General features: G+C 56.3%; 20 protein-coding genes. 11 read left to right on the top strand and 9 right to left on the bottom strand.

Features of this window, described 5'->3' with window-relative positions:
• Positions 1-90: 90 nt before the first annotated feature.
• On the top strand, positions 91-2,325 hold the full coding sequence (locus AC5S16_RS05450) for a glycoside hydrolase family 31 protein (RefSeq protein ID WP_493929020.1): 2,235 nt from the start codon (positions 91-93) through the stop codon (positions 2,323-2,325).
• A gap of 42 nt (positions 2,326-2,367) precedes the next feature.
• On the opposite strand, the gene AC5S16_RS05445 is transcribed toward AC5S16_RS05450, so the two are convergent.
• The gene (locus AC5S16_RS05445; RefSeq protein WP_493929019.1) at positions 2,368-2,901 is read right to left on the bottom strand and encodes a class I SAM-dependent methyltransferase; all 534 of its coding nucleotides are present in this window, start codon (positions 2,899-2,901) and stop codon (positions 2,368-2,370) included.
• 321 nt (positions 2,902-3,222) lie between these two features.
• On the opposite strand from AC5S16_RS05445, the gene AC5S16_RS05440 reads away from it, so the two are divergent.
• Positions 3,223-3,897, top strand: a complete 675-nt coding sequence (locus AC5S16_RS05440; RefSeq protein WP_493929018.1) for an alpha/beta hydrolase family protein — start codon at positions 3,223-3,225, stop codon at positions 3,895-3,897.
• Here the strand turns inward: AC5S16_RS05440 and AC5S16_RS05435 are convergent.
• A complete protein-coding gene (locus AC5S16_RS05435) occupies positions 3,886-5,022 on the bottom strand; it encodes a nucleotidyltransferase domain-containing protein (protein ID WP_493929017.1) in 1,137 nt (378 codons plus the stop codon). The two genes, AC5S16_RS05440 and AC5S16_RS05435, sit on opposite strands and share 12 nt — an antisense overlap.
• 239 nt (positions 5,023-5,261) lie before the next feature.
• On the opposite strand from AC5S16_RS05435, the gene AC5S16_RS05430 reads away from it, so the two are divergent.
• Together AC5S16_RS05430 and AC5S16_RS05425 are read left to right on the top strand one after the other, a co-directional pair.
• Entirely contained in the window at positions 5,262-5,735 is a 474-nt protein-coding gene (locus tag AC5S16_RS05430; protein ID WP_493929016.1) for a PqqD family protein, read from the top strand.
• Between the two features lie 110 nt (positions 5,736-5,845).
• The gene (locus AC5S16_RS05425) at positions 5,846-6,694 is read left to right on the top strand and encodes a hypothetical protein (protein WP_493929015.1); all 849 of its coding nucleotides are present in this window, start codon (positions 5,846-5,848) and stop codon (positions 6,692-6,694) included.
• A gap of 13 nt (positions 6,695-6,707) precedes the next feature.
• Here the strand turns inward: AC5S16_RS05425 and AC5S16_RS05420 are convergent, their stop codons facing one another.
• Positions 6,708-7,277 carry an FKBP-type peptidyl-prolyl cis-trans isomerase gene (locus tag AC5S16_RS05420; protein WP_493929014.1) on the bottom strand — a complete coding sequence of 190 codons (570 nt, stop codon included), beginning with the start codon at positions 7,275-7,277 and terminating at the stop codon, positions 6,708-6,710.
• A 147-nt stretch (positions 7,278-7,424) separates the two neighbouring features.
• Here AC5S16_RS05420 and aceE point away from each other — a divergent pair, with 147 nt between their 5' ends.
• A complete protein-coding gene (gene aceE / locus AC5S16_RS05415; protein ID WP_493929013.1) occupies positions 7,425-10,094 on the top strand; it encodes a pyruvate dehydrogenase (acetyl-transferring), homodimeric type in 2,670 nt (889 codons plus the stop codon).
• 53 nt (positions 10,095-10,147) lie between these two features.
• Here aceE and AC5S16_RS05410 read toward each other — a convergent pair whose 3' ends face one another.
• Together AC5S16_RS05410 and AC5S16_RS05405 are read right to left on the bottom strand one after the other, a co-directional pair.
• Positions 10,148-10,810, bottom strand: coding sequence for a KdsC family phosphatase (locus AC5S16_RS05410; RefSeq protein ID WP_493929012.1), 663 nt, complete (start codon positions 10,808-10,810; stop codon positions 10,148-10,150).
• 71 nt (positions 10,811-10,881) lie between these two features.
• A complete protein-coding gene (locus AC5S16_RS05405) occupies positions 10,882-11,118 on the bottom strand; it encodes a hypothetical protein (protein WP_493929011.1) in 237 nt (78 codons plus the stop codon).
• 146 nt (positions 11,119-11,264) lie between these two features.
• Here AC5S16_RS05405 and AC5S16_RS05400 point away from each other — a divergent pair, with 146 nt between their 5' ends.
• From AC5S16_RS05400 to AC5S16_RS05380, 5 genes are read left to right on the top strand one after another with little or no spacing between them, the layout of a single operon-like run.
• Positions 11,265-11,717: an Xre family toxin-antitoxin system antitoxin gene (locus AC5S16_RS05400; protein ID WP_493929010.1), complete on the top strand. Its 453-nt coding sequence runs from the start codon at positions 11,265-11,267 to the stop codon at positions 11,715-11,717.
• A 3-nt stretch (positions 11,718-11,720) separates the two neighbouring features.
• On the top strand, positions 11,721-12,173 hold the full coding sequence (locus tag AC5S16_RS05395) for an RES family NAD+ phosphorylase (protein WP_493929009.1): 453 nt from the start codon (positions 11,721-11,723) through the stop codon (positions 12,171-12,173).
• 24 nt (positions 12,174-12,197) lie between these two features.
• Positions 12,198-12,833 carry a thiamine phosphate synthase gene (thiE, locus tag AC5S16_RS05390; RefSeq protein ID WP_493929008.1) on the top strand — a complete coding sequence of 212 codons (636 nt, stop codon included), beginning with the start codon at positions 12,198-12,200 and terminating at the stop codon, positions 12,831-12,833.
• Between the two features lie 12 nt (positions 12,834-12,845).
• Positions 12,846-14,399 carry an APC family permease gene (locus AC5S16_RS05385; RefSeq protein ID WP_493929007.1) on the top strand — a complete coding sequence of 518 codons (1,554 nt, stop codon included), beginning with the start codon at positions 12,846-12,848 and terminating at the stop codon, positions 14,397-14,399.
• 26 nt (positions 14,400-14,425) lie between these two features.
• Positions 14,426-16,033 (top strand): amino acid permease, encoded by a 1,608-nt coding sequence (locus AC5S16_RS05380; protein WP_493929006.1) that lies wholly within the window; start codon positions 14,426-14,428, stop codon positions 16,031-16,033.
• Between the two features lies 1 nt (position 16,034).
• Here AC5S16_RS05380 and AC5S16_RS05375 read toward each other — a convergent pair whose 3' ends face one another.
• Positions 16,035-17,513 (bottom strand): carbohydrate porin, encoded by a 1,479-nt coding sequence (locus AC5S16_RS05375; RefSeq protein ID WP_493929005.1) that lies wholly within the window; start codon positions 17,511-17,513, stop codon positions 16,035-16,037.
• A 115-nt stretch (positions 17,514-17,628) separates the two neighbouring features.
• On the opposite strand from AC5S16_RS05375, the gene AC5S16_RS05370 reads away from it, so the two are divergent.
• Complete coding sequence (locus AC5S16_RS05370; RefSeq protein WP_493929004.1) at positions 17,629-17,901, top strand: metal/formaldehyde-sensitive transcriptional repressor; 273 nt, start codon at positions 17,629-17,631, stop codon at positions 17,899-17,901.
• A 90-nt stretch (positions 17,902-17,991) separates the two neighbouring features.
• Here the strand turns inward: AC5S16_RS05370 and glnD are convergent, their stop codons facing one another.
• The 3 genes from glnD to AC5S16_RS05355 form a co-directional block, all read right to left on the bottom strand.
• Positions 17,992-20,592: a [protein-PII] uridylyltransferase gene (gene glnD / locus AC5S16_RS05365; RefSeq protein WP_493929003.1), complete on the bottom strand. Its 2,601-nt coding sequence runs from the start codon at positions 20,590-20,592 to the stop codon at positions 17,992-17,994.
• A gap of 102 nt (positions 20,593-20,694) precedes the next feature.
• A complete protein-coding gene (locus AC5S16_RS05360; protein WP_493929002.1) occupies positions 20,695-21,033 on the bottom strand; it encodes a P-II family nitrogen regulator in 339 nt (112 codons plus the stop codon).
• A 43-nt stretch (positions 21,034-21,076) separates the two neighbouring features.
• A complete protein-coding gene (locus AC5S16_RS05355) occupies positions 21,077-22,474 on the bottom strand; it encodes an ammonium transporter (protein ID WP_493929001.1) in 1,398 nt (465 codons plus the stop codon).
• Between the last annotated feature and the right edge of the window lie 146 nt (positions 22,475-22,620).

Raw genomic sequence — 22,620 nt, 5'->3', positions numbered from 1 at the left:
ACTCAGCAGATTGGCAGGCAGGTACTATAAATTGACCTGCTGAGAAAACATTTACTTGAACCTTAGTTGCGCAGTCCTCGGAGATTAGGAATGACCGTCGATCTTTCAAGAAGAGCCATCCTGCGAGTAATGAGCGTTGGCACCATGCAGCTGCTTTTTCGGGAACGCTTCGCTGGCATTCCATTTCCCGGAGCGATGCTCGCAAACAAACCAGGCACGGGCAAGGCTGCGATGGAGCTCTCGCTGACAGCTGTGAGTGAGAACACGCTGCGTGTGACGATTGCTGCGGTGGACGTGGATCTGGAGCGGACGTATACGGATGGCAGTGTCGTTCCCAGACCCTGGCCAAAACCGTTACTGCACGCACAAGCAAAGTCAGCGGTGTCATCCGTAGCGTGGGGAAAACGCAGCATTGAGGTATCCACGGATCCTTTTCATGTCACGGTGAAGAGTGCCAACGGAGACGTCCTGCAGGAACTGCGTTTCGATACCGGCATGGGCAAAGTCAGTTTTCGCTATGGAGATGGACCGTTGTTCGGGCTGGGTGAGGGAGTTCATCCGATGGATCGCCACGGTACTACCGATACCATGCGCAATGGCCAGCACGGGGAAGATCTGCGCGTCTATGGAGCGCGTGTGCCGATTCCATTGCTGATCAGCGCAAGCGGGTGGGGATTGTTTTTCCATGAGCCATGGGGAAGCTTCGACCTGACTGGAGAAGTTGGAGTTCGTTCGTCGGAAAGCGCGCGTGGACAGGACATCTTTCTAATGCTCGGTGAAGCCCCGCCACAGCTGATGCGCGAGTGGGCGGAACTTACAGGATATCCGCACATGCCGCCGATATGGGCGCTGGGCTACCAGCAGTCGCATCGCACGTTAGCCAGCAGAGAAGAAGTGCTGGCAGAAGTCAGGGCATTCCGTGAGAAACAACTGCCTTGCGACGCCATGATTTATCTCGGCACTGGATTCTGCCCATCGGGATGGAACACAGGGCATGGCTCTTTCGCTTTTAATGAGGCGGTCTTTCCCGATCCCGAGGCAATGATTCATCAATTACATGAGGACCATTTCAAAGTGGTGCTGCACATTGTGAATCCTCCTGAGGACCTGCATGGAAAAGTGACGGATACAGGCACGGCGGCTGAAGAACCCGGCGATGTCGCGTCTTATTGGAATCGTCATCTTCCACTGGTGCGCATGGGCGTAGATGGATGGTGGCCTGATGAGGGAGATGTGCTGCCTGTTGCATCCCGCCTGACGCGAAACGAGATGTACTGGGAAGGCGAGCGGCAAGTACGACCGAATCTTCGTCCGTATGCTCTGCATCGCAACGGATACGCGGGCTTACAGCGTTATGGATGGCTATGGTCGGGCGACATTTTCTCCACGTGGAAGACACTCGCTGCGCAGGTTATGGTAGGCATTAACACGGGTCTTTGCGGCATCTCTTACTGGGGCACGGATACAGGTGGCTTTGTTCCTACCAAGGAATTTACTGCTGAGTTATTTGTGCGCTGGTTCCAGTTCAGCGCCTTTTGCCCATTGTTCCGTTCGCATGGACGGACCTGGAAGCTGCGTCTGCCGTGGGGATGGAACACCGGCGATTATGGTCCTGCTGAGCTTGAGCCGGAATATGCAGCTCAAGTGCTTCCGAAGCCTGAAGATCTGCATAATCCTGATGTCGAGCCCATCTGTCGGAAATATCTCAATACCAGGTACCAGCTTCTGCCATACATTTATTCCTCAGTGGCGGAAGGGCATCGAACGGGAATGCCTTTGATGCGCGCACTGTGGCTGCACTATCCCAAGGATGCGAAGGCTGTATCCATCGATGATGCTTATATGTTTGGCGAGAGCTTCCTGGTGACCCCTGTGCTGGAACCAGGCGCAAGGGATCGACAGGTTTATTTGCCAGACGGAGTGTGGTGGGATTTCTGGACATCAGAACGAGTGAATGGGGGAACATCGGTTCATCGCAATGTCAATCTGGAAACCATGCCTGTTTATATAAAGGCCGGGAGTATCGTGCCAACGGGACCGGTGAAACAATACGCACTTGCGCCTTCGACGGAACCAGTCAAGCTTACCGTTTATCCTGGAGCCGATGGGCAGTTCACCCATTACGAAGATGATGGACAGACCTTCGCTTACGAACAAGGCAACTTTACGCGTCTGGAGCTTGAGTGGAAAGAGGCAAATCGAAGCCTCACCATCAAACCCGGCGGCGGAGTGGCTCCGCGTGGCCACAGGTATCGGATTGCTCTTGTCAGTGGGCCGGAAAAGACTATTCTGTTCGACGGCAAAGAACTGACCGTTCACCTGTAAGCTTGCCTTCCTTTGAAGCATCGGTGATTGGCGGTCATGCCCTCATTGAGAACATGCTTTGGATGATTCGGCGAAAGCCGAGTACATCGTGCCACCAAATCGCGAAGGCCGTGTCGCTAGTTTTTTCACTCGCTCTATTCCTGCCTCGGTGAAGAGTTGGCGGAGTTTTTCAAACCCAACCGGATAGGGTCCCCATGGATTTGGCTTGATCCGTTCATACTCCACGATTAAAAAGCGGTCTGTCGCAGATAAAAGCTTTTTTAGGAATATTTGCTGCTCTTGAATGAAATGTAATGTGTTTGCCATGAGAACTCCATCGGCCAGTGGGAGACTAAGGCTTGGGCTCTGCAGATCTCCAACAATCTTACGAATCCTCACTTCATTGTGTTGGTCTGGAATTCCCTCCAAGGCTCTCCAGTCGAAATCGACAGCATAAATCATGCTGCCAGGCGCCAGTAATTGAGCCAGGGCTATCGTGAATGTTCCGCTTCCGGAACCTAGATCAGACCATGATTGAGGTCGCGCCCATTCAATGAGTGGTGTACGAATGAGCGCGGCAGCCTCAGTGACCTTCATCTCTCCACTGTACTTCAGCAGGCGAGAGCGCACATGGCATAGGTTTGAGTCAATAACTATTCACGACTATGAACCTGGGTTGCGACGGTCGTCCGACCTACAAAAATTCGGAAGCCTTTGCAACTCACTACTGCTCCAGGGATTCGGAGGTGGACTTCCATCATCACACTGTGATTCTTGTGGTTTTGTTCAAGGTGTGCGCGAAAGTTACGGCACGACTGCGCGGGGTTGGGTTTTGCAGTCAACGAGGATAAAACTTAGTCCGTGGGTGCATATGTGCAATGTTTGTTATGTAGGATCTCCATTTGACAGCGAGGTCCTGTGAATAACGTTATAAGCAAAGTGTCGGAGTTTTTCGATGATGCAGCGGGCGGTGTGCCTGTTCGCGGATTTCTGCATACTCCGGCGGATTCAGATGGCGGCTGTCTCATTTTGACGCACGGAGCAGGTGCGAACTGTAACGCTCCATTGCTGGTTGCGCTCGCCGACGCGTTCTCTGCTTCGGGATGGACTGTTCTTCGTTGCGATCTCCCTTTTCGTCAGTCCAGGCCGCAAGGGCCTCCGCCGCGCGGAAGCGCAGAGAGCGATCAGCTGGGTCTTCGCTCTGCGGTAGCTTCAATGCGAAAAAAAATTGCAAGCCGGATCTTTCTTGGTGGGCATTCTTATGGCGGAAGGCAGGCATCGATGCTGGCTGCAGCAGAGCCTGGTCTGGTGGAGAAGCTTCTGCTGCTTTCATATCCGCTTCATCCGCCGCAGAGGCCTGCTGAATTGCGGACTGGACACTTTCCATCGCTGAGGACTCCGGCGCTGTTTGTACATGGTGCGCGGGACGGGTTCGGCTCCATCGCAGAAATCGAAGAGGCAAGGAAGCTCGTACCAGCGCGAACGGAACTTCTTCAGGTTGCAGGCGCTGGGCATGAGCTCATGACCAGGAGGAATCGCGACGAATTGCCAATGATGGTAGTAGAAGCATTTGTTTCGTTTTTATCTGGCTGATCGATCGCGAAGTATACGGAAAGGCCGGATTACGTAATAGAGAGCGTGCAGTGATTTCGGCAGAGGCAGCGCCGCTCGGTCTCTCTCGTTGGGGCGCAGGAAATCCATCGAAAAGAGCAGCCTGGCGCGGTCGCGAAATCCCAGCAGGTGGACCCAGTAAGGGACGCGGCCCGGCGGCGCGGTCCCGGGTGCTTCGAGCAGATTTTTATCGATATGCCGCGCGAGCCTCGATGCAGAAGCGTCAGCTTCAAAGCGTTGCAGGATGGGCGCAGGAACCGGCACTCCTGTGAAGCGGTGCGCGAGCAGAACGCCAAGTGCAAGCGTTCGCCATAGGCCGGTTGTTTTCGCTTCCTTGAGGACTTCACTCCAATCAAGATCAGGCGACGATGCGAGCAGTTGCGCAATATCGCAAATCCAGAGAAGCCGGGACCACATGTGCCTGCTCCCATGCATCGAGAGCAGCAGCAGGGTGATCTCCAGGCTTATATTGGGGACCTCGGCGCCGGCTAATACTGTGGTTCGGCATCGCGGCCAGATCCAGTCCATGCCGAGGTCGCGTTTGAATTTCGCATAGGTAAGCTCGAGCCTCCAGCGAAGCTCGAGAACCTTCCCGTCTGCCGGACGCTCGAAACGGAATTCGTAGCAATTCGGGGCCGGCGAGCCATCGGCAAGCACGTCGTCACTGGTCAGCTTATATCCCCGCTCCAGGAGCAGAGCGCTGGCGCGCGCGAGGTCTTTGTAATGGATGAGCAGATCGATGTCGCCGGCAGTTCGGGTGGCAAGGTTACCGTAAACAGATACGCCCAGCACGACGCCTTTGAACGGCATGGCGAGGATTGCCTCACGATAAAATGTTTTGAGCACATCGATCAGTTCCGCTGCATTCGTCATGTTGTGGAAGACATTGCGCTCATAGGCGGAACGCAGGCGGTCGTGCGCTGCAGAAGGAATGGCTGTGCCTGTTTGTTCAAGCCGCGAAAACAGCATGGGCACGACGCGATGTTCCTGCGCCAGATTCAGAAGGGCGTCCCAGTCACGCACCTTGCCTGCGAGGAGGTGGATTTTTTCCGCATCGCCGGGCAGCCTGACAATGGCTCGCAGCAGTTCGCTGGAATCGTGGTCCATGGGTATTAGTCCGGCCTTATAACCCGCCCGGAAGTACTTATAGCGAGACTGAGTCGCATTACTGTGCTTTATACTCGCCGATTACTCTGATTTAGCAAAGTACCCAAAGTAAATGGATTACCAGAAAGAGGCAACAAGTTACTCCCCAAATAGCGGAAAGCTCTTATACACTTCACCAATACCGCGTAACTGCGGAACAACCTCCCCGTTAGAAAATTCATAAATGAAGGAGAGGTTCGATGCTGGTAGAACGCACCACCTCCAATGCCTTGGTAGTGAATCATCTTCCGGACGGTTCAGCGGTTGTTATGGATTCCGCGAATGAAACCGTCTTCGCCTTAAATCCAACAGCCCGTGCAGCCTGGGACGCGTGCAGTCAGCCGACGACCCTTTCCAGGGTGGCCGAAGAGATGCGCCTGATCGACCCCGGTGTTACTGAAGAGGTTGCGCAGGAAGCAATTCTGCAATTGCAGGATCAGAAACTGGTGAAGACCACAGGGTTATCTTTGCCGGGCTCCACGCGACGTCAATTCATTGCAAAATTGGGCACAGCTGCGGCTGCCTTGCCGCTTGTTGTGGCTTTGCCGGCTGCGGAGCAGCGCGCCTATGCACAGCATGCGCGTTCGACAGTACCCGGAGCACCGCCACCACCTCCGTCCGGCGGCGGGAAGGGCGGTCTGCTGGGCTGGCTGCTTGGTTTGCTGGGACTATAAGGAACGGCGTCACCAGGTAGTGAGAGTGCCCGGGAGTCCCGGGCACTCTCGATCGGCTGTCAACTGTATTGATTGACAGAGCAGAACGCAGTTCTTTGCCGCAGGTTCCTATGTCCAGCAAATATACTTTCGGGATTCACGCTTTCGGCTGCACGATTCAAGTGGCGACGGAGAATCGTGATGCGCACTCCATTCTGGAGCGTTATGTCTTTCCTTCGTTGCCCAGAATCGGTATTGTCGGCCGCCACCCTGACCTCTCGATTCGCATTGTTCGGGATGCGCGGGAGTTTCAGTTGCTCGCCGACGATGTGCTGGTGACATCGGCCTCTCGCCCGATTGGTCTGGTGGTGGACCTTATCAGAGTGCTGGATGAAGCTGTCGTCCAGCGCCTGACTGGGTTGCGTGCCGTGCATGCTGGCGCTGTTGTATGGAACGAGCAGGCATTGCTGCTGCCGGGCGTTTCACATGCCGGCAAATCGTCGCTGGTGGCCGAGTTGATTCAGCGAGGCGCCACTTATTTTTCCGATGAGTATGCGCTGATCGATGCAGACGGGCGTGTGCATCCATACCCGCGGCCTCTGCTTTTGCGCAATGGCGGCCCTGGGCAGTTTCCTGTGCTTGCCTCTGAATGCAAAGCTTTAGTTGGGCATGCACCGGCGCCCGTCGGCTGGATTTTCTTCCTTGAGTACCAGCCCGAATGCACGTGGAATGTAGCATCCATGCCTCAGAGCGAAGCGGTGTTGTCGCTGTTACGGAATACACCGCATGTTCTGACTGAGTCGCCGGGTATGGTAGCAATGTTCCAGCGCGCAGCGGCGTCTGCTGCATGCTATGCCGGGCAGCGGACTGAAGCAGCTGATGCAGTCGACCAGATTCTGCAGATAATGGATGTTGCCCACATGGAACAGCGCCCTGTTCCCAGCTTCAGAAGACATAACATTTTGCAGGCAGAGTTCTAGCAGTTCTAATACCTCACGGTTGCGGCGATGCTGGTTTTTCCGGCTGCGGCGCTTGCTGAGGCTGTGCTGGAGGAGCCGGGGGCGCGGGCGGTGTGTCGGAGATGGAAATCAGTTCCACATCGAAAATCAAATCGGCTTTTGGTGGAATGGGGTCGCGTCCGTTTTCTCCGTAGGCGAGCTGATAAGGGATGAAGAGGCGGCGTTTGCCGCCGACGTGCATGCCTTCAAAACCAGTGTCCCATCCGGGAATGACGCGATGCATGCCCACTGGAAAGGTGATCGGGGTGCCTCTGTCGACGGATGAATCAAACTTCGTTCCATCTGATGCCAGCCAGCCTGTGTAGTGCACTGTATAGAACTTATTCGGCTCAGCCAGTTCGCCTGTTCCTATCTTGATGTCGATGTACTTGAGCGCATATGCCGTGTGGGGCACTCCTGGGACAGGAGGAATGTTCTTCGGCAGTGCTGGAGCGGCCGGCGCAGTTGTGCGAGTACGGGCCGCCGGCTTTTTTGCCGTGGATTGCGCGTGGACCTGTGCGATGGGAAGAAGTGCAAGGATGGAAAGCGCTAGCGTTCTTTTCACACTCTGATAGTACGGTAAGGGAAACTGGCACCCTGCAAAATATTCTGCGAAAATTGAAGACGACTACAGCGTGCCGGTGATCGCCGTGGGCAGCCCTTTTGAAGCTCCGGTGGAAGCTGAATTTCTTGCTGTGCAGAAATGAATCCTATGGCTACGAAACTGGAAGTTCCCGCCCAGGCGGATATTACGGAAGAAGTTGCAGAGTGGATTGAGGCCTTTGACCAGATTGTGGTTGACGAAGGCCCGGAGCAGGCGGCGGAACTGCTGGGCGCGTTACGGCAGCGGGCACGCGAAGCCGGCATCAGCACCCCAAGCGAAATTCGAACTCCCTACCTTAATACCATTCCCAAACATGATGAAGTGCCATACCCGGGCGACCGCCAGATGGAGCGCCGCGTCGAGAGCCTGATCCGCTGGAACGCGATGGCGATGGTGCATGGCCAGAATAAGAAAGACGCGGGCATCGGCGGGCACATCTCGACGTATTCGTCGCTGGCAACGCTGCTTGAGGTTGGCTTCAACCACTTCTTCCATGCCAGCTATGGCGACCAGCCGGGCGATTTTGTTTACTTCCAGGGACACGCTTCGCCGGGCGTCTATGCGCGCGCCTTTCTCGAAGGCCGCCTGAATGACGATCATCTGAAGAACTTCCGCCATGAGTTGCGCGAGAAGCCGGGATTGTCATCGTATCCGCATCCATGGCTGATGCCGAATTTCTGGCGCTTCCCGACGGTTTCCATGGGCATCGGACCGCTGAATGCCATCTACCAGGCGCGCTTCATGCGCTATCTCGAAAACCGCAAGCTGATTGAGAAGACGCCGCGCAAGGTGTGGGCGTTTGTGGGCGACGGCGAAACGGATGAAGTCGATACGCTGGGTGCGATTACGGTCGCTTCGCGCGAGAAGCTCGACAATCTGGTCTTCGTCGTCAACTGCAACCTGCAGCGGCTGGATGGCCCCGTGCGCGGCAACAAGCGCATCATTGATGAGCTCGAAGGCGTCTTCCGCGGCGCGGGATGGAATGTCATCAAAGTCGTCTGGGGTTCGGATTGGGACGCGCTGTTTGAGCGCGACCACAAGGGTCTGCTGCTGAAGCGCATGGAGGAGTGCGTTGATGGCGAATACCAGGCATTCAAGGCCAAGGGCGGCGCGTATCTGCGGCAGGAATTCTTCGGGAAGTATCCGGAGCTGCTGGAGCTGGTCAGCGACATGACCGATGAGCAGCTGGCACGGCTGCATCGCGGCGGACATGATCCGGTAAAGATTTACAACGCCTACAAGCGCGCTGTGGAACATCGCGGTGGCCCGACGGTAATCCTTGCCAAGACCGTGAAGGGTTATGGCATGGGCACCACGGAAGCTCGCAATGCGGCGCACCAGGAAAAGAAGATGACGGATGAGGCGCTGTCCTCGTTCGTGAAGCGCTTCGATATTCCGGTGCCGGAAGAAGCGGCAATGCACGGCACGCCTTATAAGCCGGCGGATGATGCTCCGGAAATTCAGTACATGCACGAGCGTCGCAAGGAACTCGGCGGATATTTGCCGCACCGTGAAGTGCCTGAGCTTAAATTCAAGGCGCCGGAGCTGGATTACTTCGGCGAATGGATCGCCGGATCGAAAGGCCGCGCGGTTTCGACGACGATGGGTTTTGTCAGCATCCTGCGCCATCTGCTGAAGGACCCGGAGATCGGCAAGCTGATTGTGCCTATCGTTCCCGATGAGGGCCGCACGTTTGGTCTGGAATCGGCGATTCGCCAGGTGGGTATCTACGCCGCCGAAGGGCAGAAGTACAAGCCGCATGATCTAGATATGCTGCTCTACTACCGCGAAGAGCAGGACGGGCAGATTCTGGAAGAGGGCATTACCGAAGCCGGATCGATGGCCTCATTCACTGCTGCGGGTGCTGCGTATTCGAATTATCGTGTGCCGGCCATTCCGTTCTACATGTATTACTCGATGTTCGGCTTCCAGCGTGTCGGCGACATGATATGGGCATTCGCTGATTCGCGCGGCAAGGGCTTCCTGATGGGCGGCACCGCCGGGCGCACAACGATGCTCGGCGAAGGACTGCAGCACCAGGATGGTCACAGTCATGTGCTGGCGAGCACGGTTCCGACGTGCCTGAGCTATGACCCGGCCTACATCTATGAGACGGCCGTGATCCTGCAGGACGGTATCCGCCGCATGTATCAGGAGAATGAGCAGGTCTTCTACTACATCACCATGTACAACGAAGACTACGCGATGCCCGAAATGCCTGAGGGGGTGCGCGAAGGCATTCTGCGCGGCATTTACAAATTCAAGTCTGCGATCAAGGGCAAGGCGGATGCACAGCTTTTCGGCAGCGGACCAATCCTGAACGAGGCGGTGCGCGCACAGCAGATTCTCGCTGAAAAATACGGCGTGCAGACGGACGTGTGGAGCGTGACCAGCTACAACGAGCTCCGCCGCGATGCACTCTCGGTCGAGCGCTGGAACCGCCTGCATCCTGTGGAAGCGGAGAAGACACCGTACATCTTGCAGGCCTTGAAGGGCGCGAAGGGGCCGATCATCGCGGCTTCGGACTACATGAAGGTTGTGCCGGACCAGCTTGCTCCGTGGCTGACGACCCGCCTCGTGACGCTGGGCACGGACGGCTTCGGACGCAGCGACAATCGCGAATATCTGCGCCGTCACTTTGAAGTAAATGCCGAGTCGATTGTGGCGGCTACGCTCTCAAAGCTGGCACGCGACGGCAAATTCGATGCCAAGCGCGCGCAGAAGGCCTTCGAAGAACTTGGCGTGGATTCAGAAAAGGTAGACGCCGCGAAAGCATAAATTAAGAGCGGGTGCCCCAGGTTCGCGTAGCTAACCTGGGGTAGTTCGCAGTCTTAAATTCCCCCTTGGCCAATATCCATATTCCTTGCAATGGGATTGCGTTCGTCGATGTACTTCTCGATGACCTCGTCGAGAATTCCTTTGGCTTCGAGAATGAATTCAACAGCATCGCGGCCGGCGCCGTGTCCGCCTGGGTTCGGTGTGATGTAGTGTGCCGCGTCCTTGACCTGCTTGCGGGCGTTGGCGACTGCGACGGCCAGGCCGACCTCGCGCATCACCGGTAGATCAATCACGTCGTCGCCGGCATAGGCGATTTCTTCGAGCGAGATCGATTCCTTCTCCATGATTTCGCGCACGGCCTTCATCTTGAAGGACTGGCCCAGGTAGACATATTCGAGCCGGAGATCGCGGGCACGCAGCGCCACGGTTTCTGAGATGCGCTTGGTGATGATGCCGCACTTCATGCCGCCGATGCGGGCGAGGGAAACGCCCGATCCGTCATGCGCGTTGAAGCCTTTGGCCTCGACCATGTTGGCAGAGTGGATGGCGTAGCCGCCTTTGCTTTCCATTTCCTGCGCGTGCGCGGCGGTGGTGTGGCTGGGGGCCGGGGCGGGAAAGATCCAGATGCCCCCGTCGGTGAGCACTCCGTCTACGTCGAAAAGGATGAGCTTGATGCGCCGGGCGCGTTCTTCAGCGGAGAGATTTTGAATTGCCATATATCCGCATTGTAAGGACTGCGAGCTGCGTATAGTTGATTTCCGATAACGGCTTCGCCGGCCGTTGCGGTTTACGCGCCGTAATTGCGGCCTTCTTCATGGCTGTTCTCCCAGGGGTAATGTTGGATGGGTGAAAAGGTGCGTTGGAAGAATGCGTTGTCGAGAACATAGCACTCTCCGTTTTCGCCGCGAACGATCCAGTCGCCGCGCTGCACGTTGCAAAAGCCGGTGTCTGTAGCGATGGTTCTGTTTTCCGTACATTGTTCCGCATCCACAAGTAAAGGTCTGCACGTTCGAAATGCGCTCATAATTCCTCCGATTTCTTATTCAAATGCAGGGGCCATAAAGGAGGAGTAGGAGGTTTCTAAGGGATTTGTTAAGAGCGCGTATCAATTTCGGATTGCGGGAGTGGCAAACTGCTCATATAATTGAGGCAGATTGCCAAGGAGCAGGCATGGCGCAACCAAATCTTCGCGAAAGACGGGAAACGGCGGCGCTGTATCGCCGCATCGAGAGTAAGCTTGGTGTTGCCCGTCTGCGCTCGGATCATGATCTTGCGCAGCTTGTCGAGAAACGGCTCCCTCTTGCTTCGGTTGAGTCGCTTTCGAGCCACGGGATCAGCGACGAGGAAATCTACAACATCATCGTGCCCAGGCGCACATTACTGCATAGACGAACCCGCCAAGAGCCGCTTACTGCAGATGAATCAGACCGCGCGGTACGGATGGCGCGTATCACCGCATTAGCGGAAGAGGTTTTTGGCGATGACGCCAAGGCATCGCGCTGGCTGCGAAAACCGAAGGTCCGTTTTGAGGGGCGCACTCCTCTGGAATTGCTTCGTACTGAAGCAGGCTCACGTTTAGTCGAAGAAATGCTTCTGCAACTTGACTACGGGTTCAGCGCTTAAGCAATGTCCATCGTCCTATGGCGCATCAGCAACTATGCAACTCTGGACGGTGCCGGTGGACTTTATGTATCGGGGCGCTGGCATACCAAAGGCCATCCAGTTGTTTATTGCACACTCAATCCATCTACTGCTCTGCTCGAAACGCTTGTCCATATGGAGATTGACGCAGAGGACCGCCCTGAGTATTTTCAGCTGCTCAAGATTGAAGGGCCAAATAAGCTTTCGCGGGAAAGGATCGAACTCAAGAAGCTGCCTGCAGAATGGGCAGCTGACTCCTTATATACGCAAAGCATCGGGGATCACTGGCTCATAGAAGGGCGGACTCTCCTGTTGGGAGTCCCGAGTGTACTGGTCCCTGAGACATGGAATGTACTGGTCAATCCACTGCACCCCGAGGCCGGATTACTGAAAATAGCAGCTGTTCACGAGCATCCTTTCGATGCACGGTTCTTCTAGAAGACGTTATATCCTCAAGAGAGCATGCCCTTTCAGTTTCCGCCGCTTTATCCCATTCTTGACGCCTCATTTCTGCCTTCGCATGACCGGGATAAGTCCCTGAGAAGCCTTGTATCGGAGCTGGCGGATGCAGGTGTCACTCTGTTGCAATATCGCAATAAGCAGGATGGGGAAGCAGAGATTCTTGCCGATGCAGTCGTTATAAAGAAAGCTGCAGGCGCGCAATTAAAGTTGGTTATGAATGATCGTCCTGACCTGGCGCTGCGCGCTGATTTTGATGGCGTGCATGTAGGGCAAGAGGATGCTTCTCCAGTTGATGCACGGCGCATTGTAGGGCCTGAAAGAATCGTAGGCATCTCAACCCACAATCGTGCGCAGATGGAAATCGCAGAGGCACAACCAGTCGATTACATCGCGATTGGGCCTGTGTTTCGAACATCTTCAAAGCTGAATCCTGATCCTGTAGTAGGGCTTGAGCATGTGCGCGAAGTGCGGCGTCTGACCGCGAAACCGCTGGTGGCGATTGGCGGAATTACGATAGAAAACGCACATGAGGTGCTCGATGCCGGTGCCGATTCTGTAGCCGTAATTTCTGCCTTGTTTGGGTCTGGTAAAGATTCTGCGAAAATAGCAAAAGACTTTCTCGCAAATTTCCGGTAGAACAATCAACAAGTGAGTACAAGTACCCGACCAACTCCCGCACAGACGACCTCTGCCGCTCCACACCTGGCGCAACGGCTTGGACTTTTCAGTTCAACGGCCATTGTCGTCGGGTCGATGATCGGTTCGGGGATTTTTATTGTTGCGGCAGAGATCAGCCGCGGAGTCGGTTCGCCCGCTCTGCTGATCGCAGCATGGCTCGTAACCGCGGTGATGACGATCATTGGCGCGCTCAGCTATGGTGAGCTTGCCGCCATGATGCCATCTGCAGGCGGACAATATGTTTATCTGCGCGAAGCTCTTGGCCCCATGTGGGGCTTTCTTTTTGGGTGGACACTTTTTCTCGTTATCCAGACAGGAACGATCGCCGCGGTTGTCGTGGCCTTTGGCAAGTTTCTCGGCATCTTTTTTCCCACGATCTCTTCATCGCACTGGCTGTGGCATATCGGGCATGTTCCCGCGCTGCGGGTAGGTCCGATGGTGCTGGGAAACATGGATATCGGTCTGAACACGGCCAATCTTACCGGCATCATCATTGTGCTGCTGCTGACCGGGATCAACATTCTCGGTGTGCGGCTGGGTGCGCTGGTGCAGAATGTTTTCACCACGGCAAAGACCGCGGCTCTGCTTGGGCTGGTGATTGTCGGGCTGCTGTTCGGGCGCAACCCGGCAGCGATGGCGGCAAACTTCGGTCATAATTTCTGGCAGAACGCATCGTGGCATTCGCTGCATCCCGTGCAGGTGGGGGTAGGCGGCCCAATCGCCATGGTGGGGCTGGTGGCGGTCCTCGCCGTGGTGCAGACCGGTTCTCTCTTTTCTGCCGATGCGTGGAATAACGTCACGTTTACAGCAGGCGAGATTCGCAATCCGAAGCGCAATCTGCCGCTCTCACTGGTGCTGGGCACCGTGATTGTAATCGCGCTCTATGTGGCGGCGAATTTTGTTTACCTGTGCGCGCTGCCGCTCCAGGGCGACCCCAACGGAACAACAGCGTTTGCGCGCGGCATTCAATATGCGGCAGAAGACCGCGTAGCGACGGCAGTGCTGCAGCAGATATTCCAGAATGGCGGCGCGTTCCTGATGGCAGGCGCGATTCTGATTTCGACCTTCGGCTGCGCGAATGGGTTGATCCTGGCTGGCGCGCGCGTTTACTACGCAATGAGCTGCGATGGGCTTTTCTTCAAGTCGACGAGTAAGCTGCATCCGCGCTATCAGACGCCGGTTGCGGCGCTCATCATTCAGGCGGTATGGACGTGCTTCCTGTGCCTGACAGGCTCCTACAGCCAACTGCTCGACTACATTATCTGCACCGAGCTGATCTTCTATATCCTGACCATTGCGTGTCTTTTCGTGCTGCGCAGGCGCAGGCCGGATGCCGAACGTCCTTACCGTGCGATAGGATATCCGGTTCTGCCTGCTATCTATATCGGCATGGCGGCGTGGATTTGTGTGGTGCTGCTGCGCTACAAGCCGCAGTTCACCTGGCCGGGCCTGTTGATTGTTCTGCTTGGCATTCCGGTTTTTATGGTCTGGTCGCGCCGCGGGCAGACGGCAAATCAAAATTGAAATTCCTGAAGGGGAAGCGCTGGTAGATGGCTAATTTGTTTGCAACCAAACCGCTCTCTTTGCTATGCGATGAGGCAGCAGAAGAGGGAGAGCACACACTCAAACGGTCGCTGGGGCCCTGGTCCCTTACGGCGCTTGGGATTGGCGCTGTCATTGGCGCCGGTATTTTTGTGATGGCGGGTCTGGGCGCCCATTATGCCGGGCCTGGGCTGATGCTGTCTTACGTGCTTTCCGGACTGGGTTGCGTTTTTGCCGGGCTGTGCTATGCAGAATTTGCCGCTATGATTCCGCTGGCCGGCTCAGCCTACACCTATGCGTATGCCACGCTGGGTGAGCTCTTTGCCTGGATCATTGGCTGGGACCTGACGCTCGAATACGCGATGGGGGCAAGCACGGTCTCTTCCGGCTGGTCCAATAACTTCATCGAGTTTCTCAATATCTTTAATCTGCGGCTTCCACTCTGGCTCGCCTACGATCACTGGACCGGCCTGCGCAGGGCGACAGACATGGTGGCGCGGCAGATGACTGCTGCTTCGTTTCCGAATATCGCGCAGGGTTCTCAGGAATTTCTGCAGCAGGTCGATCGCTTAAAAGAGTCGGCATCGCCGGAACTGTTGAGCCGCGCGCATGATCTGCTGGCGGCGCCTCATCTGTTTGGCGTGGAGATTGGATTCAATCTGCCGGCGTTCATCGTGGCGCTGGTGATTACTACAATTCTTGTGGTCGGCATTAAGGAGAGCGCGAAGTTTAACGGCGGCATCGTCGCGCTGAAGGTCAGCGTGGTGCTGTTTGTGATCGTGCTCGGCTCGAAGTATGTGCATCCGGGGAACTGGGGAGCGAGCTGGTCATCTTTTGCGCCGTTTGGATTTTCCGGCATCAGCGCGGCCGCTGCGTATGTCTTCTTTTCCTACATCGGATTTGACGCGGTTTCGACTACAGCGCAGGAAGCCAGGAACCCGCAGCGCGATCTGCCGATCGGCATTCTTCTTTCACTGGGCATCTGCACGGTGCTGTACATTGCCGTTTCCGCTGTGCTGACAGGGATGGTTCCGTGGCAGGCGGTGAATATTGAAGCTCCCATTGCGCGGGCATTTCTCGACCGGAATCTGAATTGGGCAGCTGATCTCATCATTGTCGGCACGCTTGCAGGGCTGACCAGCGTGATGCTGGTGATGTTGCTGGGACAATCGCGTGTGCTCTATGCCATGGCGAAGGACGGTCTTCTGCCTTCAAAGTTTTTTGCCGCGATCCATCCAAAATTCCGCACGCCTTATAAGAGCACCATCCTCGCCGGACTGCTGGCTGCCATCGTCGGCAGCGTTACGCCGATCGACGACATCGGCAAGATGGTGAATATTGGCACGCTGCTGGCATTCGTCATTGTCTGCATCTCCATTATTGTTCTGCGCAAGACTGACCCGAGCCGCGCACGTCCCTTCAAGACACCTCTGGTGCCTCTGGTGCCGATCCTGGGCATCGTGTTCAACGGCTACATGATGTACAAGCTGGGATGGCTGAATTGGGCGCGGCTCATTATCTGGCTGGTGATCGGATTGGTGGTTTATTTCACCTACTCCACCAAGCACAGCAAGGTGCAGAAGCTGACGGCTGAAACGGCAACCAGCAGGCAGTAGCTCAATAGTCAACGTGCATGCGGATGGACGGCACCCATACCGGGCCCCGGTCGCGGTTGTAGCCGGGGTCGTCGATATGTGAGAGCCCTAACGCAAAGAAGACGCCGCGCCAGGTGTGCCAGTTGTAGTAGCTCTCAACGATGTTCTCGCGGCCGTAATTCAGTTTGCCATCGCCTAAAAGGAAGCCAAGGCCGCCGTATTTCAGGTAATTCTGGTGGTCGCGCTTGATGGCGTTTGAAACGAAGGCAACGCCGATCTTATCGACCGGCCTGTGCCAGCGGGTGCCCTGCAAATCGCCTCCGAAGGCGACAGTCTGGTCGACTTCCGTGTAGGCGAAGGATTCGTGCTGGCCTTCATTCCAGCCGAAGCGGCTGAAGACGCGAAAGTCCTCGGTGATCTCCTGTTCGTTGTTCCAGCCAAAGCCGTATTTCACTGAGCTGAAGTGCGCGTGCTTTGTGATATCGGGTGTCGGGTCGATGCCGTCAAGATAAGCCTGCACTGCTTCACGATAATTGCCCATGTGCGCATGGTTCACAAAGCTGAGAATGCGCGTGACGCCTTTGCGACCGCGGATGGCGGATTTGCGCAGCTCGAATTCCATGTTCTGGCCACTGGCGCGGGAGAAGGCCCAGTCGAGGTCGATTCCGTTGGCGACGACGGGCATGGCTGCGATTCCGTAGCGCGCGCTCCAGCTGCGGTCGTCATATTCGGCAATGCCTCCGACAGTGTAGCCGCGGGTATCGGCGGCATAGTCCCATGCGCCGTTGTTGTCGATGGTCCAGTTGGTGAACTGCAGGTGGCTGTCCGAGCCGATGGAGTTGATGTCAAAGACATCGGGCATGCTCATTTTGCCGATGCGAAACTCGAAGCGGCGCACAGGGACTTGCGTTGCCAGCGAGAAAGGACCGCGATCAGACTCAGTAGTTTCGCTGGTGAGTCCGATGGTCTGGTGAATCTGGCCGCGCGCCAGATAGGGCGACGAGCCAAGGTTCGGGTTACGGACGACATCGAGGTTGGTGAACCCGGCAAGGCCAAGCGCCTGGCTGATGCCTCGTCCGCCGGCGCTTTCAAAATCCACGATGAAGTCCGTGTTGTAGCGCGTGTTGTGGTGCGGCTGGTAGCCGAGAAAGAGTGTTCCTACGAGCGAGGTCTTGTACTCTCCTGCGCCGTGCAGGCTATTTGTTCCCTGGTATGGCGAATGAAATGGCGGATGTGCCTGGAAGATGATGTTGGTCTGGCCGGAAATCCAGTAAGGTGCGGTATCGCTGTGCGGAAACATCGTGACAGCGGGCGCTTCCGGGGCCTCGCGCTCTTCCGGAGAAATGCTTGCGGCGCTCGATGGGCTAGGTTGTACATCAAACTGCCCGGATAATTCGGATCTCTGCTGGGGCAAGGGCGCAGAAGGGAGCAGGGCAGATGCCTGGGCAAATCCATAAAACGGACACAATGCCAGACATGTAGCAATGAACAACCTGCGCAAAAGGCCTCCAGGACGCCAGGATAGTCTGATCTTCTACTTGGAAGATTGCATGGGCGTTACAGTATTTATTCCGACGTCAGAACATAATGTACCATATCCCCATAGGATATATTTCATGAGCCACCTGGAAAGAGAAAAACAGAAATTGGTTGCGCGCATACGAAGAATTCGCGGGCAGGTAGATTCGATCGAGCGATCACTGACCAATGGCGACGATTGCGCTGATGTGTTGATGCTGCTGGCGAACGTGCGCGGGGGCATCAACAGTCTGATGGCAGAGGTCCTGGAGGACCATATACGGCTGCACATGCTTACGGAGAAAAGCCCGCAGCCGCCGACGGAGCTGGCGGAGGATCTGATTGATCTGGTGCGTGCGTATCTGAAGTGAGGGCAGGGAAGTAGGGAGGTAGGGAAATAGGAGGGAAGCAGGGAATAGGGAAATAAGAGCGGGTTGCCTATTCCCTATCCCCCTACCTCCCTATCTCTTGAGCTCTTCGAGTATGTGCTTGAGTGAATTGGAGAGATTTTGTTGCTGTGACTCGCTCAGCTTTTTCCCGTGAGACGTGAGATAGAAGACGTCGATGGCCACTTCACCTTCCGTGTCGATGAGGGCAACTTCAATGTTGCACTGCCATTCAGCGAAGGTTTTTGCGAGTTCGCGCAGAAGGCCTGAAGTGTCCTGCGCGACAACCTGCAACAGAGTGCTGTGCGATGAGGATTCGTTGTCGAATGAGAGGCGGGTTTCGACTTTCACTTTCGCGTGGTTGCGGCGGTTGGTATGACTGCGCGCGCGCAGAAGGGTGTCGAGCGGCACGCGCTGGGATATAACGTCGCGGATGCTTTTGAGGAAGCGGTCGACCTCTTCCGGATTCAGTTCCAGAGTCTGGAAGTGATCGGTGAACTGGAAAGTGTCGACAATAACGTGCGCGCTGTTCGAGAAAGCATCGGCTTTCACGATGTTCATTCCCCATGCGGAGAGCACTCCGGCCATTTCTGCGAAAAGCATGGGGCGGTCTTTGGTGATGAGAGTGATCTCATGCACCTGTCGCAATTGACGGAAAGCGAGCTGCACAGGCTCCGTATCTAAATCGAGCGCCATGCGGAAGTGATTGCGAATCTGTTCGGGCAGGCGGGTCTGCAGATAGCGCTGCGGTATGCCTTCAAGGAACGACTTGAGCTCATCGCTGCGGTCGGGAACAAGCGCGAGGATGCGGTTGAGCACTCCAGTGTCGGACTCGACATGGTAGCGCTCCTCATCTACGCTGCGATCGAGGAAGTTCGATGTGGCAATGTAGAGCTGCCATAGGTTTTCAGCTTTCCACGGAGTCAAAGCCTCCGGTGCGACAGCTTTGATGTCGGCATAGGTGAGCAGGCAAAGCATTTTGAGCTGTGCCTGGCTGCTGACCTTTTCCGCGAAGGCGCGGATGCTCTCCTGGTCGAAGATGTCGCGGCGCAGCGTAGCCGACATTTCCAGGTGGTTGCGAATGAGCCTGCGCACAGCTTCGCGTTCTTCCGGTTCGAATTCAAGGCGAGTGACAAGGCTCTCGGCGAGCTCGACGCTCTGTGTGCAATGGTCTCCGGTGCGCCGCGCCTTGCCGGTGTCGTGCATCAGGATCGCAAGCAGGAAGAGGTCGAGGCGGTCGATCTCCGGAAGCAGTGTGGCAAAACGCTTCTCCCAGTCGTGCGTAGGTTGTCGCAGGGCATGGATGTTGTCGATGACGAGGAAGGTGTGCTCATCAACGGTGTAGCGATGGTAGGCGTCGCGGATGACGAGCGCGTCGATGCCGTGGAATTCGGGAATGACGAGCTCGAGCACGCCGAGCGCATGCATGGTGCGCAGCGCATGCGCGGCATGCGGCCCAAGCAGAATTTCGCGTAGGCAGTTCCATAGGAACGGGCCTTCGGGCATCTGCACGGCGAGCACGGGAAGCGCTTCAGCGATGCGGTCTTCAGCATTCTGGCTGAGCTTGTAGCCGTGCTTGGCAATGAGTCCGAAGATGCGCAGAATGCTGTCCGCATCGTTGACGGTTCCCGTGCTGTCGAGATCGAGACGGCTTTGTTCGAGGAAGAAATCCGTGCCGGCAACGGGCGTGCGGCGACGCCGAAACTGTTTGTAGAACGAACGGCGCGCAGGCGGCACGTCGTCCATCAGCAGGGAAGTGCGGCGGAAGATCGTGCGCGCGTGCCGGTAGTAGGTGCGCATCCAGTAGGCTGGGTCGGCGCTGCCGCGGGTCTCGAGGCCAATGCTTTGCGCTGCAGCTTCATCCTGCGCGTGCCAGTCGAGCGTGTTGTCATCGCGGCCGCACCGGTAGTGAAGGAAACATCGTGTGGCAGCGAGAAAGTCGAAAGCCGATTCGAGATCGTTGTGAACCGTGAAGAAAGAATTGCCAGTCGGTTTCGGCCACGCTTTCTGTTCCTGTAAGGAAAAGAGCAGCGTCAGCCATCGCGAAAGCTGATAGTCGCGCAGTCCACCCGGACACTCCTTGATATTGGGCTCGAGATGAAAGATGGTGTTGCCGAATTTCGTATGGCGCGAGCGGGCGATTTCAGCGAGATTCTGCACGATCGTGTTCCATTCACGCAGAACGAGCGAAGGCAGAAGGTCGTTTTCAAGTCGCTTGTAGAGCGTGTAATCGCCGCAGAGATAGCGGCGATCGAGCAGGGAGACGAGGAACTCAAGATTGTCGGGGTCGACGCGGTCGCATTCTTTCCAGGTACGGATGGCGGGACTGGCGCGGAGGCCAATGTCCCACATGGACTGGATGCAGATGCGGATGAGGTTGTGGAAGTCGCGTTCGATGCTGTCGTTCGCGCAGAGGAAGAGCACGTCCACATCGGAGTAGGGAAAGAGCTCTTTGCGTCCGAAGCCTCCGGTGGCAAGCAGCGTAATGTTCACCGGTTCGGATTGATCAGTTAGCAGATCGGTCCAGAGCTGGCGCACTGCTTTATCGACAAGCGTGGAGCGGCGGCGAATGGCGGCTGAGCCATCGCCGGTGCGCTCAAAGGTTTGACGCAGGTCGGCTGTGTCTTTTTGATACGTTTCCCGTATGCGCGGGAGGGATAGCGACTCTGGCGTCATGCGGTCTTCGATTCAGTCTTACGTTAACGAGATTCAAACTGAGCGGTTACCCCACGTAGGCGCTCACGCGCCGAACATAAGGCACCTGCGTTTTCTTTGGAGCTAGAGTGCTGAAGGTCCGCGCTCGTCATTGCGAATGCGGATGGCTTCATCAATCTTCGAGATAAAAATTTTGCCGTCGCCGATCTTTCCACTGCGCGCTGCGGAGAGGATGGCCTGTACCGCCTTTTCGACGAGTTCGTCGGGGACGACGGTTTCAAGCTTGACCTTCGGCAATAAATCGACCGTATATTCGCGGCCGCGATAGAACTCTGTATGGCCCTTCTGGCGGCCGTGGCCGCGGGCTTCAAGAATGGTCATGCCCTCGATGCCCACTTCGAGCAGGGCGTCTTTAACTGCATCCAGTTTCGATGGTTGAATGACCGCTTCAATCTTCTGCATAGTCTCTGGTCTCAGATGTTACAGGGTAACAGGTTCATAAATCCTACGAGGCGAAATCGTAGCCTTCCTCGCCGTGCTGCGAGAGGTCGAGTCCTTCGACTTCGTGTTCCTGCGGCACGCGCAGTCCGATGGTGAGATCGACCAGCTTGAGCAGGACCAGCGTTCCCACGATGGAGATCACCCAGGCTAGGGCAATGCCGACGAGCTGATTGAGAACCTGATGCCAGTTGCCATCGACCGCTCCAGAAGGAAGAGGATTACCGCTCGCATCTTTGAAGATCGGATTGATGGTGCTCGATGCGAAGAAGCCGGTGAGGATTGCGCCCAGTGTTCCGCCCGCTCCGTGCACGCCGAAGGCATCGAGCGAATCGTCGTAACCGAAGATGTTCTTGACTTTGAAAACCATGAAGTAGCAGACGACGCCGGCGATAAGGCCGATCACAATGGCTGACATCGGCTGCACAAAGCCGGCTGCCGGGGTGATGGCGACGAGTCCTGCTACCGCACCCGAGATGCCGCCGAGTGCGCTGGGCTTGCCATTGCGAATCCATTCAGCGAAGAGCCAGCTCAATGCTGCTCCGGCAGCGCCGAAGTGCGTATTCACAAAAGCGCTGGTGGCCAGGGTTCCTGCTGCGAGAGCGCTGCCAGCGTTGAATCCGAACCAGCCTACCCACAACAGGCATGCTCCAATAAAGCTGAGAACGACCGAGTGCGGCGGCATCGCGTCTTTCGGGTATCCAACGCGCTTGCCGAGATAGAGGGCGCATACCAGTGCAGATACGCCTGATGTGATGTGAACGACAGTGCCGCCGGCGAAATCAAGCGTAGGAAAGCGCCCGCCGAGTGCTGCATTGAGCAATCCGCCTTTGCCCCAGACCATGTGGGCCATGGGGGAGTAGACGATGATCGACCACAGGATGAGGAAGACCGCCATGGCGCTGAATTTCATGCGCTCGGCGAAAGCTCCGGTGATGAGCGCCGGCGTGATGATCGCGAACATCAGCTGGTAGACCATGTAGGTCTGCAGCGGCAGCGTTGTTGAGTAATCAGGATCAGGCGTGAGGCCGACACCGCGAAGAAAGACGTGGTGCAGTCCGCCGATAAAGCTGGTGCCTGAATCAAAGGCAAGGCTGTAGCTTACGAGCGCCCAGAGCACAGTAATGATGGCCATCATGGCAAAGCTCTGCATCATGGTGCCGAGCACATTCTTCTTGCGAACGAGTCCGCCGTAAAAAAGCGCGAGGCCGGGGCCCGTCATCATCAGCACGAGAGCAGCGCAGACCAGCATCCAGCCATTGTCGGCTGAGGTCTGAGCATTGGCGATCTGTGCCTGGAGTTTGCTGATCTGGTCGCTGGTGGGTGACTGCGCAAGTGCGGAAAAGAGGCTGCCGCTCGAGAGAGCCAATGCAAAAAAAACTTTTATGCTGCGACAACGATGCATAACACCCCGTTGAAAGTGATTTGAGATAGACCATTGCCAGCCTGTCGAAATGCCGGCGAAATAAAACGAGTGCGAACTTGATTCACAGCCGGGCATGCGTGGTTACAGCCTGATGCCCTGGGGATTTCCTGAATGTGTTGCAGTTA

It is taken from the genome of Acidobacterium sp. FHG110202_01 (assembly GCF_059115305.1).
This window is presented reverse-complemented; position numbering and strand designations above follow the sequence as displayed.